The organism is Pseudoflavonifractor sp. (assembly GCF_050943825.1).
GTDB lineage: Bacteria > Bacillota > Clostridia > Oscillospirales > Oscillospiraceae > Pseudoflavonifractor.
Window position 1 is genome coordinate 19,430 of the sequence record NZ_JBMNPX010000025.1, and the last position, 13,253, is coordinate 32,682.

Sequence of the window (13,253 nt, forward strand, 5' to 3'; positions counted from 1 at the left end):
CCCCAGGCTATTTCCCTGTTTCCCTTCATATAACTGTATTCAATCGTAGAAAGGATGATTATCATGCGTATTACTGATCTGCTTACTGAGGACGGTATCCTCATCGGCGCCGCTGCCACCACCAAGGAGGAGGCCATCACCATGCTGGTCTCCGGTCCCGACCGCTTCGGCTGTGTCACCGACCCCGCCGTGTGCCGGGCCGACGTTCTGGCCCGCGAGAGCCTGGGCACCACCGCCCTGTCCCACGGTGTGGCCGTGCCCCACGCCAAGAGCCGCGGCGTGAAGGAGCGGGGCGTCACTGTTATGACCGTGCCCAACGGCGTTGACTTCGGCGCTGTGGACGGCCCCTCCCGCCTCATCTTCCTGCTGGTCGGCCCCGAGAACGACCCCGGCGCCTACCTGGAGATGCTCTCCAGCCTGCTCCAGGTGCTGATGAAGAACCCCGGCCTGGCCGAGAAGCTGGCCGAGTGCAAGTCCTCCTCCGAGTTCCTCCAGCTCCTGCGGGAGGCCGAGTCCAACTAATCCCAGCCCGGCAGCGCCTGATGCGCTGTCCGGCCCCACCCAAGTAAGCCCAACTTCTCACCATATCTGGACGGAAAGGATGAGAGCATTGCGTATCACGGACCTTCTCCAGGAGCAGGGGATTCTGCTTCACGCCGCCCCCGCGGACAAGTCTGCCGCTGTGGAGCTGCTGGTCTCTCTCCAGTCCGTCCAGGGTATCCTCTCCAATCCCGCCCAGTTCCGGGAGGCCCTGCTGGAGCGGGAGGCACAGAGCTCCACCGCCATCGGCTCCGGCATCGCTGTGCCCCACGCCAGAAGCTCCGGCGTCCTCCGCCCCGGTCTCTCCGCCATAACAGTCCCCGGCGGAGTGGACTGGGGCGCGCCGGACGGCAGCCTCTCCCATCTGATTTTCCTCATCGCCGCCCCCGAAGGGGAGGACGGACTCCACCTGGAGCTGCTCTCCCGCCTGATGCGGCTGCTGATGGGGGAACAGTTCCGCGCACAGCTTATGGCGGCGGCCACACCCGCCGCCTTTCGTGCTGTCATCGACCAGGCGGAGCGGACGGAATTCCCCGATGATTTCCCCGCCGCCGCCCCCGCCTCCCTTCCCCGGGTGCTGGCCGTCACCGCCTGCCCCACTGGAATTGCCCACACCTATATGGCCGCCGAGGCGCTGGAGCAGGCGGCCAGAGCCATGGGCTGCCCCATCCAGGTGGAGACCAACGGCGCCTCCGGCGCCGCCCGGGTACTCACAGATGAGGAGATCGCCGCCTGCGACGGCATCATCGTGGCTGCTGACCGGGAGGTGGATATGGCCCGGTTTGACGGCCGCCCGGTGCTCCGGGTCCCGGTGTCTGCCGGTATCAGCCGCCCGGCCGCGCTGATTCAGGAGGTGCTGGACGGCAAGGCCCCGATCTACCACCACAAGGAGGCCGTCGTCGCCAGGCCCCGTCCGGCACAGGGCGGAGAAAATCTGTGCCGCACCCTCTACAAGCAGCTGATGAACGGCGTGAGCCATATGCTGCCCTTTGTCATCGCCGGCGGTATCTTTATCGCCATCTCCTTCCTGCTGGACGACCCCTCCCTGGGCTACGAAACCTTTGGAACCAATACCCAGCTGGCCGCCTGGTTCAATACGGTGGGCAACGCCGCCTTCCGTTTCATGCTGCCGGTGCTGTCGGCCTATATCGCCGTGGCCATCGGGGACCGGCCTGCGCTGATGGCCGGTTTTGTGGGCGGCGCCCTGGCCGTCTCCGGCTACACCTTCCCCTTCTTCTCCGCCGAGGCGGTCTCCGCCGGATTCCTGGGCGCCCTGGTGGCCGGCTTTGCCGCCGGATACCTGATGCGCCTGCTTCAGCGTCTTCTGTCCGGCCTGCCCGCCCCCCTGGAGGGGCTCAAGCCCGTGCTCCTCTACCCCCTGGCAGGGCTGCTGCTGACCGGGCTCTTTCTCTGCGCCGTCAACCCTTTTGTGGGGATGCTCAACACCGCCCTGGACAGCGCCCTGGCCTCCATGGACGAGGGCCGCAGAATCGCCCTGGGCGCAGCTGTGGCCGCACTGATGGCCGTGGACATGGGCGGCCCCTTCAACAAGGCCGCCTATGTGTTCGCCACCTCCACCCTGGCCGCCGCCTCACCCGCTGTGGGCTCTGTGGTCATGGCCTGCGCCATGGCGGGCGGCATGGTGCCGCCCCTGGCCGTCGCCCTGTGCTGCACCTTCTTCCCCAGCCGGTTTTACCCGGAGGAGCGCCGGTCCGGCCTGGTTAACTATATTATGGGTCTGTGCTTCATCACCGAGGGGGCCATTCCCTTTGCGGCCTCCGACCCTGTGCGGGTCATTCCCGCCTGCGTCACCGGCTCCGCCCTGGCAGGCGGACTGGCCGCCTTCTTCAACTGTACCCTGCCCGCCCCTCATGGCGGTATCTTTGTCTTCCCTGTTATCCGGAATGTGCCGGGCTACCTCATCGCCCTGGCCGCCGGAGCCCTGGCCGGCATGCTGGTGCTGGCCGTGCTGCGGAAAAAGCGGGTATGAATCCGCTGGAATACATCATTTTTGGAGGTTATCATTATGGTCAGCGAGCAGCTCACTGTTATCAACAAGGCCGGATTCCACATGCGTCCCGCCAATATCTTTGTCCAGGCCATGACCAAGTTCCAGTCCAACATCACCATCGTCTTCAACGGCCGTGAGATTGACGGCAAGAGCATTATGAACGTGATGGCCGCCTGCATGAAGCAGGGCGCCGAGATTGAGATCCGCTGTGAGGGTCCCGACGAGGTGGAGATGCTCCGCACTGCCGCCGATCTGGTGCGCTCCGGTCTGGGCGAGGAGTAAGGCTTCCCCTTTCCGTCCTTGATTCTGCCGCCGGGCGGCACTGGGAGGTTCAGGTTATGAAGTGTGAGGGAATTCCCGCCTCGGGCGGCATCGGCATCGGCACCGCCGTGCTGGTGGCCGAGCCCGACCTGGGGTATGGAGACGTGGTATTCTCCGGCGTGGAGGCGGAAAAGGCCCGGCTGACCGGCGCCGTGGCCGCCTTTATCCGGGAGACCTCCGCCATGGCGGAGGAGCTTCGGACCCGCGTAGGGGACAAGCAGGCGGAGATCCTGTCCGGACAGGCCATGATGATCTCCGACCCCTATATGACCAGCCAGATGAACGCCGCCATTGAAAACGGCGTATGCGCCGAGGCTGCGGCGGACAGTGTGTGCGGCATGTATGTGGAGCTGTTCTCCTCCATGGAGGACGAGCTGATGCGCCAGCGGGCCGGGGACGTGGAGGATCTGCGCCGCCGCCTGCTGTGTATTCTGCTGGGCCGCCCCCGGGTGGAGCTGAGTACCATTCCCTCCGGCTCCGTGCTGGTGGCCCGGGACTTCACCCCCTCCATGACCGCCGGCCTCCGGCGGGAGAATGTGGCCGCCATTGTGACGGAGAGCGGCGGGATCACCTCCCACTCCGCCATTCTGGCGCGCACCATGGCCCTGCCCGCCGTGCTGTCGGTCCCCAATATTACGGATATTCTCTCCGGCGGCGAGACTCTGGTGGTGGACGGCAGCGCCGGAACCGTCCTCGTCAATCCGGACGAGGAGGTCCTCCGGGACTGCCGCGCCCGCCAGGGAGAGGAGATGGCCCGTCAGGCCGATCTGATCCGCTTCCGCGCCCGCCCCACCCACACCGCCGACGGCGAGGCCGTGTCCCTGTGCTGCAACATCGCCAGCCCCAGGGATGTGCCCGGTGTGCTGGAGCACACCGGCGAGGGCGTGGGTCTGTTCCGCACGGAATTTCTCTTCATGAACCGCGCCGCACCTCCCAGCGAGGAGGAGCAGTTCCGCATCTATCAGGACGCCGCCCGGCGGCTGGAGGGCCGGGAGATCATCATCCGTACCCTGGACATCGGCGGAGACAAGGACATCGCCTGTCTGGACACAGCGCCTGAGGAAAACCCCTTCCTGGGCTTCCGCGCCATCCGGTACTGTCTGAGCAAGCCCGACCTCTTCAAAACCCAGCTGTCCGCCATCCTCCGTGCTTCCGCCTACGGCAGCATCCGGATTCTCCTTCCCTTTGTCTCCTGCGTGGATGAGATCCGCTCCGCCCGGGTGCTGCTGGAGGAGACCAAGTCCCGCCTGGCCCAGGAGGGCGTCCCCTTCAACCGGGACATCCCGCTGGGTGTGATGGTGGAGACCCCCGCCGCCGTTTTCCTGGCCGACACCCTGGCCCGTGAGGCCGACTTCTTCTCCATCGGCACCAACGACCTGACCCAGTACACCCTGGCCGCCGACCGGGGCAATAACCAGGTCTCCTACCTCTGCTCCTACTTCCAGCCCGCCCTGCTCCGGGCCGTCCGCATGGCCGCCTCTCAGGCCAAGCGGGCGGGCATCCCCGTGGGCATGTGCGGCGAGTCCGCCGGGGACCCCCTCATGACCCCCCTGCTGCTGGCCTTCGGGCTGGACGAGTTCTCCGTCTCCCCCACCGCCGTGCTGCCCATCCGCCAGGCCATCTCCCGCTGGACCAGGGAGGAGGCCCGCGCCCTGGCCGACCAGGTGATGGGCCTGTCCACCGCCGACGAGGTGTACGCCTGCCTCAAGGCCAACGTCCGCTGAACCACACCGCTGATACAGGAGGTCTCCCCATGCTCTTTGTCTGCTACCCCAAGTGCTCCACCTGCCGCAAGGCCCAGGCCTGGCTGGACAGCCACGGTCTCACCTACACCCTCCGGGACATCAAGGAGGAAAACCCCACCCGAGAGGAGCTGGCTGAGTGGCACGGCCGCAGCGGCCTGCCTCTGCGCAAGCTCTTCAACACCAGCGGCCTGCTCTACAAGTCCCTGGCTCTGAAGGACCGTCTGCCCGGTATGAGCGAGGATGAGCAGCTTGACCTGCTCGCATCCGACGGCATGCTGGTCAAGCGCCCCATCCTGGTGACCGAAACAGCCGTCCTGGTGGGCTTCCGTGAGGCCGACTGGGCCGCCGCCCTGCTCTGATATTGCTCCGCCTGCCGGAAAATTTCCGGCAGGCGGATTTTTTTGTAACCATCTTCACGCCATTGGCGACTATATGGGTGAAAGGACCTTTCAGACGGAAGGAGGCGCTGTCATGGAGGACAGCCGGATTGTGGCGCTGTACTGGGCGAGAAATGAGGACGCCATCGCGGAGACCGACCGGAAATACGGCGGCTACTGCCGCGCCATCGCCATGAACATTCTCTCCGACCATGGGGACGCGGAGGAGTGCGTAAACGACACCTGGCTCCAGACCTGGAACGCCATTCCGCCCCACCGGCCTGCTGTCCTCTCCGCCTTTCTGGGGGCCATCACTCGGCGGCTCAGCCTGGACCGCTGGCGCAGGAACACACGGAAAAAACGGGGCGGCGGCCAGGTGCCCCTGGCCCTGGAGGAGCTGTCCCAGTGCGTCCCGGCCTCCGGCGGACCGGAGGAGGCCGCCCGGCTGTCCGAGCTGACGCACGCCCTGGAGGTCTTTCTGAAGGGACTGTCCAGCCGGGACCGGGACCTGTTCCTCTGCCGGTACTGGTATCTGGCCTCCATCCGGGAGATTGCCCAGGCCTTCCGGCTCCCGGAGAGCCGGGTCAAGGTCATCCTCTTCCGCACACGAAACAAGCTGAAAATCTATCTGGAACAGGAGGGATTTCTTTGACGCCTGATATGCTCTTGGACGCCCTGGGCGGCGTGGACCCCGCCCTGCTCTCCGGCGCCCGGGCCCGGCTCATGCCGGGCGAATCCATACCTGCAAAACGGCGGGGCGGTCTGAGCCTCCGGCTTTTGGCTGCGGCCGCCGCTGCTGCGGTGCTGCTGGGGGCTCTGGCGGCCGCCATGGCAGGCAATGTGGAATTTCGCACCGCTGTCTTTTCCTTCCTCCATCTCTCCGTCCCCGAGCAGGTTCCCCCGGCGGGAGACGCCTCCTCCGGTGCACAGCTGGGGGATGCCGTCCAGGTCCAGTACCTACCCCTGTCTCTGGAGGGCTGGCAGACCGGCGGCACGGCGCTGTGGCAGGCGGAGCGGGACCAGGACGGCACGGTGGATTCCGTCCGCTTTGCCGCCCTGGAAGACGGCACACTCCGGGACATTCCGGCGGAGGTCACACCCTTCCGCTTTGCCGACAGCGGCGGGACTCTGACCGGCCAGGTCTTCTGGTGCGTGAGAAACGGCGGACTGACCGCAGTGGGCGAGGGCTCCCTGCCCGACGGCGGGGGACGCTGGGAGGCCCAGACTATCCCCGGACGGAGTGACGCCGTGGTGCTGCTGCTGCGGGGCGGTCTGCTGAGGGAGTTTGACTTCCGGGCTGTGCTGCTGGATCTCGGCAGCGGGGAGAGCCGCCTGCTGACCGAGCAGCACCCGGCGGACGGCCTGCGCGGCATCACCGGCTTCTCTCTCACCTCCGACCTGCGTCACGCCCTACTGACAGGCCATGTACGGGGCGAGACCGGTCAGCACCCCTATCTGCTGGACCTGGAGCACGGCACGCTGACCGCTCTGGAGGAGACCCTTGGCGCCTCTCTGGACCGGGCGGTCTTTCTGGACAGCGGCATCCTGCTGCTCACCGGCGGCGAAGATACCTGCTCCGCCTGGGTGTGGGACCTGTCCTCCGGAGCGGTGGAGCAGACCGTCAATTCTCTTCCCCGCTATGACAGCGCAGGCAGCCAGGGTGTGCTGGACTTGGGCGGCCGGTACGCCCTGGAGATTGACAGCAACGGCCAGGCAGCCGTCCTGGACTGGAAAACCGGTACCCGATCCGCTCCTATCGAAGGCTTCACCTTTGTGTCCGGCACCCAGTTCCTCCTCTCCCCCAGCGGAGACCGTGCCTGCTGCTTCCTGTCGGGGAAGAAAGACAGCAGTCTGGATGTAACCCAACTGGGGGTTCTGGACTTTGCCGCCGGCCAGCTCGTTCTCTTTGACCGGGTGGGGACGGAGCAAAATCAGGAGCGCTCCCTGGGCTGGCTGGATGACAGCCGGGTGTTTCTCTCCGCCCAAGGAGCTGATTCCGGCCTGTTTCTGTATACGTTCCGTTAATTTTTTATCTTAAATTACAAAAAGGAGGGCTTTCTATGCGGTTTTCCCGTATTGCTTCCCTGCTGATGACATTTCTGCTGGCCCTGACTCTGGCCGCCTGTGCCTCCCCTTCGTCTCCTTCGCCCGCACCCTCCCCCTCTGCGGACAGCGGCATGCTGGAGCGGGGGTCGGCCTGGCTGGCAGACACCTATGGCGAGGACTGCGTGCTCTTACAGAGCACTGCCTACGGGGAACAGCCGGTCCTGCTGGCCGGCAACCGGAATCCCGGCACCGAGGCCTTCGGCTCCCTGGAGGTCTTTGTTCTGGAGGAGGCGGAGGACGGCTTTACGCTGCTGGCCTCCAAGGAGGGAGAGATGGGCATCTCCGCCGGATTCTCCGCTGCGGTGCTGTCCACTGACAGCATGACCGTCCTCTTCGGTGACCTGACCGACAGCATCTTTGACTTTGTCAACGGCCAGCGTCTCCCCGCTGATTTTACCCAGGTCACCATTGTGCTCCGGGACGGCACTGAGCTGGTGCGGGCACTCACCAGCGCGGAGGACTATGTCCTTGCCCTGGAGCCCGGACTGGACATCGCTGACGTGATCTTTGGGGGTGGAGCACTCACTGTGCGCTACTCCGACTTTTTCGGCCAGGACTTGATGGAGGATTCTGCTCCGGACTCCATCGCCTGATTGCCTGACCTCCACGCCTCCGCACTCCCCCTCAAATGACGCGCTGGGGTGCGGAGGAAATTTTTTTATTTTTTTCGGCAAAGGCATTGACAGATAGGGTTGTCCGTGGTAATATATCAAGGCTGACATTCAGTTTGTCGCGTCCCATGCGGGTGTAGTTCAATGGTAGAATCCCAGCCTTCCAAGCTGGTCGCGTGGGTTCGATTCCCATCACCCGCTCCATACGCGCCTGTAGCTCAGGTGGATAGAGCAACTGCCTTCTAAGCAGTGGGTCAGGGGTTCGAGTCCCTTCAGGCGTGCCAGTTTTCCCTTCCATATGGTGGGTGTAGTTCAGTTGGTAGAGCATCGGATTGTGGTTCCGAGTGTCGCGGGTTCGAGTCCCGTCACCCACCCCATATAGTCTCAAGGCGGAAGGCCCGGAGCGTCCGCTCCGGGCCTTCCCTTTTTTGAACCTGCGATACTGGGGTGTAGCCAAGTGGTAAGGCACGGGACTTTGACTCCCGCATTCGCTGGTTCGAGTCCAGCCATCCCAGCCAATTTTATTCGACCTAGTAGCTCAGTTGGTAGAGCAACGCCCTTTTAAGGCGAAGGTCCGGGGTTCGAGTCCCCGCTGGGTCACCAAAGTAGACAAAACCTGCGTATAACTATAGTTATACGCAGGTTTTGCTTTTTCTCGTCAGTTTGCACCAGAAACACCACTGCTGGATTGTTCATTATTCCATAAATACTATTTCAAAACGCAGGTTTGGGCGGAGAGAATTCCGTTTCTAAACCTGCGTATATTATTGTTTTAGTAAAGGAGATATGTAAACATGCGTATTCCTTATGGTTATCAGATGGAAAACAATGCATTTATCATTTGCCAGGAGAAAGCGGAAGTCATCCGTATGATTTTTGACTACTATCTTTCCGGAGCCAGCCTTGGCAAAGTTGCAGACATACTTTCCGAGAAAAGGATTCCTTCCCCTACTGGAAAAGAACGCTGGACAAGAGCGGCCATTGATAAGCTCTTGTCCAATGCAAAGTATATCCCCATCGTTGGAACTAAGGCATATATGAATGTCCAATTTGAAAAGGAGCATAGATGCAATATCGACTATGACAAGGCCGGCAGCCCCAGAAAAGCTACTCGGTACCAATCTCCGGCATTATAATTTTGCAAGGCACTATCTAACCCTCATCTTCTGTGTTATACTGAAGCAAAAAGCGGAGGATACAGTATGACAGAGAAAGAACTCAGCGAACTGTATGCGCGGCTTGCACTTCAATTTGAGTCCGTGCTGGGGACACTTGTTTCAAAGAACTTGGTTTTCCCGGATTTTGTACCCGGGATCAGAAAAGATTTTTACGACTCCCTCAACGAGGAAAAGGGAAAAGACTTTGAAAGAATCTCTACCTACACCGAAATCATAAAGCGTTACATAAGAGAGAATGCAGATAATGGCCCAATATCGTTGACTCTACTGGCCAAAAAGTATTCTGAAGAATCGCCTGGGTATGTGATTCAAAGCTGGATGCGCAGCAGAAATACATTGGAGTTCTTACGCCAGTGGGAAATAGCGGAGAACCCAGATTTTGATGATACTGCATGTGAGGAACTAATCCGGCAGGCCCGTTCCTCATCCCTGACAATCACGCCGAGCCTTTGGGTGAAAAGGACACAAGCGATAGGGATGACCGTAAAGCAAGGCAAAGGTGGCGGCGTGACCGCACACTCAGAAATTGCCTTGGACTTTCACCTCTGGTTAGATTCTGCAATGCGGGTTACAATGGTGAGGCTGGCTGATCAAAAGTAGCAATAAACGATAACTCACTGTTGAACCACAATTGTTGATATGATATTATAAAAGTAACACAAATCCAATTTCAGATATAAGGAGAGAAAAATATGATAGTTTCTCCTATAAATGATTCCAATCGAAAAGCGATGGAAAATGCACTTTCTAATTTGGAGCGCATTTTAAATGCAGATGTATTTGTTTATTATGGTGAACTCATTGATGGTGTTGAAGCCAATGTAAAACAAATCATTGAGCAAATTTGCTCTGATGGTCAAAAGCACGAAGAACTCTATGTGCTTTTGACTACAACAGGCGGTAGTTTGAACCCTGTGAAGCGCATAGTAAATATATTTAGAAATTTTTACAAAGAAGTCAGTTTTATTATCCCCGACTACGCTTATAGCGCAGGGACCGTAATGTGCTGTAGCGGAGATAAAATCTACATGGATTATTACAGTGTACTTGGACCAATTGATCCTCAAGTAAGAAATAAAGATGGTAAATTTGTGGCGGCACTTGGTTATTTAGATAAAATTAATGAACTTATCGAAAAAGCTAAGCGGAATGAGCTTACCAATGCAGAATTTATAATACTGAAAGATTTTGACTTAGCTGAGTTACGCGCTTATGAACAGGCTCGCGATTTAGCTGTTGATTTATTGGTCGAATGGTTGCCGAAATATAAGTTTAAAAATTGGAATATACATAGTTCCTCACAGACTCCAGTTACGGACGAAGATAAGAGAAACCGCGCAATAGAGATTGCACAAAATTTGAGCGACAATAAAGAACGGAAGTCGCATGGACGCCCTATAAGTAGAGTTGAGCTGGGAAGACTAAAATTACAAATTGACAAATTAGAAGATGATCAGGAAGCATACAAAGCAGTAACCGCATATCATGAACTGATGACTGATTATGTGCAAAAATATAGCATGCAACGGTTCATCCATACACGGAGGTTTTTGTAATGTCAATTTGCGATGAATTATTGACAGTATTAATGGATAAAACGCCAAAGCAAGAACTCGATAGAGATATTTGTGAAGGATATGAATCTGCAAATAGATTGTTCGAGAATCTTTTGCAACAAAAGCTAACAGTGAGGCGAGGATATCAACTGTTGCCAATAGAAAACAGAATATGCCAGAACACAGAAATTAACCACAGTGCAAAGCCCTGATTAAAGGGATGGCATCTATAGTGTTGCGATGTTCCACGTCGGAGCAAGCGACATATCGCTTGCTCCGACTTTTTTACAAAAGTCAGAGCGCGCTCATTTTGCTGCTCCTCCTTTCCAAACCGGACCCGCTGCACTGGGCTCCGTTTTGGTTTTAGCTGAAGACCTGAAAGGCGTCCTCGAAACTGTCCACCCGTTCCAAAAAGAAGGACACGCTTAGGCATGTCCTTCTTTTTGGATTTCGCCGCCCAGAGGGCGGCTCCATCCTTTTGATTGAAATGCTCGGGCAAAATGAATTCACCCTGTGCCAAGGTTTTGGGCCAACGGCCCAAAACGCTTGTACGGCGCATAAGCGCCGCCCCACCATGTGGGGCCCCGGGGGCCTGCGTGTCTTCAAAACTGTTCAGCAGTTCCAAACCGCTATTCATTATGATGTATAGATGTTGACTTTATACTCAGAGAGCCCCCGCCGGAATACTCCGGCGGGGGCTCTCGCATTGCGCATTCTTTTTATCAGCCAGGACGATATTCTCTGCACACTTCCACGTAGGCGCGGATATTTTCCCAGGGCACTTCCGGCTCCAGCAGATGGGTGGGCGCCACAAACAGTCCGCCCTTCGGACCTGCAATGTCCAGATTTTTCTTTACCACAGCCTTAACCTCTTCCGGGGTACCAAAGGGCATCACACTCTGTGTGCCGACCGTTCCGTGGAATGCAACCTGGTCGCCGTACTTCTCGAAAATCTCCTCAAAGTCCATGCACTCAGGCTGAATGGGATTGAGCACATCGATTCCAGCCTCAATCAGGTGGGGAATGAGCGGCTCTACAAAGCCGCAGGAATGGTAGAACACAATGATGTCAGGTTTGATGGCCTTGGCTGCCTCAATCACCTGCTTCAGTCGGGGTTTTATCCAGGTAACATACAGCTCTTCACTCATCATCAGACTGTTCTGCATCCCCACGTCGTCGCCCAGATAGAGGATATCCACCCCAGCCTCTGCATAGAGTTTCGCTCTCTGGATGGACATCTGCGTCACCCGATCCAGAATGACCTCTGCCATCTCCTCGTCGCACATCATATCCATCATCAGAGGCTCCATGCCCCGGATATACCATGAGGTCTCCCAGACAGTGCATTGCATATTGCCTACTGATGCCAGTCCGCGGGCATGGATGGCGTCTGCATATGCTCTCAGGTCCGGATTCTTTTCCTTTGAGTAAGTAGGCAGTGGATACTGCTCCAATACATCCGAAGACTCCACATCCCGCAGAGGGCAAAACATCTGCGTCATATGCATGGAACTGGGCGTAGCCCTGTGACCTACACCCCACTCGTCAAGTTCCTCACATTGAATATGGTTCTTCTCTGCATGATAGGGCAGAAAACGGCTCCGGTCGTCATAGTCGGGAACCAAATCCGGCAGTCGTCTCCAGGGCATGGAAAAGTAGTCCATATAATTGATATCTTCTCCCACATCCTTATGAAACTGTTCCTCCAGACTCTGACACAGAAAAAATTCACATGGAACCCAGTCGTATCCCTGTTTTCTGAGCAGCCCCAACAGATTTTCTCTCGGCGTTTTCATATCGGTTTCCTTTCTTCCAACAGCCTTTATTTTAAAAATTTTAATGAAAATATCTTATTATCTGACAGTCTGGCAGCTAAGGTGCTATTCCCAATTCGGTCAATCTGGCCCGCAGCTTCTTCACATCCAGCCGACGAGGCAGAATCAGCTCTCTGGCACAGATGGCTGCTGCCACACCCATGGATTGTCCTGTTCTAATGCAGGCAGACATGGCATAGCAGCTGTACTGGGCCATATTCCCGTCCCTAAAATTCTGCTCCGCCAAAATCAGTCCATCTGCCTTCTCCGTCACCAAGCAGCCCCATGGGATGGCGCGTTTTCCTTTTGAACGGGACTTTTGCCAACAGCCCGCCTCGTCCAAACCAGCGCCAGTGATAATACTGTTATCACCAGTGCAGTCAATGACGATTTTCGCCAATATCGCCTGTCTGCCATTCTTGTTCTCTATAATGACGCCGCGAAGCAGTTCACCATGCATAATAGGAGCACAGGCCGTATTGCTGAGCAAGACTTCAGCATTCTCCTCCGTAGCTCCCATTCCGGAAGCAGAATTTTTCGCCCGTCTGCAGGTAACAGAGTTTCTCCCGGCCTTTGAATCCTTTTGATTCATCCGGCGCGTCCATTTCAGCAGCTCCTCATAGAATCCAGCAGAACTGCCCGTCATATACCTGCCAAAGCGCTCAGCCACAGCAGCTGTGCCGTCCACATCGCTCTTCTGCCTGATAAGCAAGGTTTTGGCTCCTTCCAGACTGGCGGCAGCAGCGGCACAGATGCCAGTCGGTCCAGAACCCAATATTACCACATCTGCCTTTCTTATGATAGGCAGATTATGTATCATTTCTTTATAGAGTTCCACATCAACACGATCCTGACTGTACCTTAGAGCTCGTACCACTTGATCTCGTTGGCGGCCAGGTCCAGGTGGAAGCTGGAGCCGTCGCCCTTGTAGACCGTGGTGCTCTGGGGCTCGTAGGTGTTGTTGACCACGCAGTACTTGCCGTTGGCCACGAAG

The 13,253-nt window shown here is 57.9% G+C and carries 15 protein-coding genes and 5 tRNA genes; 16 read left to right on the forward strand and 4 right to left on the reverse strand.

What is annotated here, in order from left to right:
- Positions 1 to 63 precede the first annotated feature (63 nt).
- The 16 genes from ACOX7T_RS13835 to ACOX7T_RS13910 all read left to right on the forward strand — a co-directional run bounded on the left by ACOX7T_RS13835 (position 64) and on the right by ACOX7T_RS13910 (position 10,445).
- Positions 64 to 522, forward strand: a complete 459-nt coding sequence (locus ACOX7T_RS13835; RefSeq protein WP_433443793.1) for a PTS sugar transporter subunit IIA — start codon at positions 64 to 66, stop codon at positions 520 to 522.
- Positions 523 to 601: 79 nt separating this feature from the next.
- Positions 602 to 2,530 carry a PTS fructose transporter subunit IIABC gene (locus tag ACOX7T_RS13840; RefSeq protein WP_433443796.1) on the forward strand — a complete coding sequence of 643 codons (1,929 nt, stop codon included), beginning with the start codon at positions 602 to 604 and terminating at the stop codon, positions 2,528 to 2,530.
- 36 nt (positions 2,531 to 2,566) lie between these two features.
- Positions 2,567 to 2,833, forward strand: coding sequence for an HPr family phosphocarrier protein (locus tag ACOX7T_RS13845; RefSeq protein ID WP_433443798.1), 267 nt, complete (start codon positions 2,567 to 2,569; stop codon positions 2,831 to 2,833).
- Between the two features lie 56 nt (positions 2,834 to 2,889).
- Positions 2,890 to 4,596: a phosphoenolpyruvate--protein phosphotransferase gene (gene ptsP / locus ACOX7T_RS13850; protein WP_433443800.1), complete on the forward strand. Its 1,707-nt coding sequence runs from the start codon at positions 2,890 to 2,892 to the stop codon at positions 4,594 to 4,596.
- Positions 4,597 to 4,625: 29 nt separating this feature from the next.
- Positions 4,626 to 4,976, forward strand: coding sequence for an arsenate reductase family protein (locus tag ACOX7T_RS13855; protein WP_433443802.1), 351 nt, complete (start codon positions 4,626 to 4,628; stop codon positions 4,974 to 4,976).
- Positions 4,977 to 5,088: 112 nt separating this feature from the next.
- Positions 5,089 to 5,646 (forward strand): RNA polymerase sigma factor, encoded by a 558-nt coding sequence (locus tag ACOX7T_RS13860; protein ID WP_433443805.1) that lies wholly within the window; start codon positions 5,089 to 5,091, stop codon positions 5,644 to 5,646.
- Complete coding sequence (locus ACOX7T_RS13865; RefSeq protein WP_433443807.1) at positions 5,643 to 7,019, forward strand: hypothetical protein; 1,377 nt, start codon at positions 5,643 to 5,645, stop codon at positions 7,017 to 7,019. The genes ACOX7T_RS13860 and ACOX7T_RS13865 overlap by 4 nt, the downstream gene beginning before the upstream one ends.
- Positions 7,020 to 7,054: 35 nt before the next feature.
- Positions 7,055 to 7,693: a hypothetical protein gene (locus tag ACOX7T_RS13870; RefSeq protein ID WP_433443809.1), complete on the forward strand. Its 639-nt coding sequence runs from the start codon at positions 7,055 to 7,057 to the stop codon at positions 7,691 to 7,693.
- A 148-nt stretch (positions 7,694 to 7,841) separates the two neighbouring features.
- A tRNA-Gly gene (locus tag ACOX7T_RS13875) sits at positions 7,842 to 7,915 on the forward strand.
- A 3-nt stretch (positions 7,916 to 7,918) separates the two neighbouring features.
- Positions 7,919 to 7,995 (forward strand) — tRNA-Arg (locus ACOX7T_RS13880).
- A 17-nt stretch (positions 7,996 to 8,012) separates the two neighbouring features.
- Positions 8,013 to 8,088, forward strand: a tRNA-His gene (locus ACOX7T_RS13885).
- Between the two features lie 66 nt (positions 8,089 to 8,154).
- Positions 8,155 to 8,229 (forward strand) — tRNA-Gln (locus tag ACOX7T_RS13890).
- A 9-nt stretch (positions 8,230 to 8,238) separates the two neighbouring features.
- Positions 8,239 to 8,314, forward strand: a tRNA-Lys gene (locus ACOX7T_RS13895).
- Between the two features lie 191 nt (positions 8,315 to 8,505).
- Positions 8,506 to 8,847: a recombinase family protein gene (locus ACOX7T_RS13900; protein WP_433443811.1), complete on the forward strand. Its 342-nt coding sequence runs from the start codon at positions 8,506 to 8,508 to the stop codon at positions 8,845 to 8,847.
- 66 nt (positions 8,848 to 8,913) lie between these two features.
- Positions 8,914 to 9,489 carry a KilA-N domain-containing protein gene (locus ACOX7T_RS13905; protein ID WP_433443813.1) on the forward strand — a complete coding sequence of 192 codons (576 nt, stop codon included), beginning with the start codon at positions 8,914 to 8,916 and terminating at the stop codon, positions 9,487 to 9,489.
- Between the two features lie 92 nt (positions 9,490 to 9,581).
- Positions 9,582 to 10,445 (forward strand): SDH family Clp fold serine proteinase, encoded by an 864-nt coding sequence (locus tag ACOX7T_RS13910; protein WP_433443815.1) that lies wholly within the window; start codon positions 9,582 to 9,584, stop codon positions 10,443 to 10,445.
- Positions 10,446 to 10,590: 145 nt separating this feature from the next.
- Here ACOX7T_RS13910 and ACOX7T_RS13915 read toward each other — a convergent pair whose 3' ends face one another.
- From ACOX7T_RS13915 to ACOX7T_RS13930, 4 genes are all read right to left on the reverse strand, one after another.
- Complete coding sequence (locus ACOX7T_RS13915) at positions 10,591 to 11,070, reverse strand: hypothetical protein (RefSeq protein ID WP_433443818.1); 480 nt, start codon at positions 11,068 to 11,070, stop codon at positions 10,591 to 10,593.
- Positions 11,071 to 11,167: 97 nt separating this feature from the next.
- A complete protein-coding gene (locus tag ACOX7T_RS13920) occupies positions 11,168 to 12,241 on the reverse strand; it encodes a uroporphyrinogen decarboxylase family protein (protein ID WP_433443821.1) in 1,074 nt (357 codons plus the stop codon).
- Between the two features lie 76 nt (positions 12,242 to 12,317).
- A complete protein-coding gene (locus ACOX7T_RS13925; protein ID WP_433443823.1) occupies positions 12,318 to 13,097 on the reverse strand; it encodes an FAD-dependent oxidoreductase in 780 nt (259 codons plus the stop codon).
- 23 nt (positions 13,098 to 13,120) lie between these two features.
- Positions 13,121 to 13,253: 1,3-beta-galactosyl-N-acetylhexosamine phosphorylase C-terminal domain-containing protein (locus ACOX7T_RS13930; RefSeq protein ID WP_433443826.1), on the reverse strand; the 133-nt coding region annotated here is incomplete at its 5' end.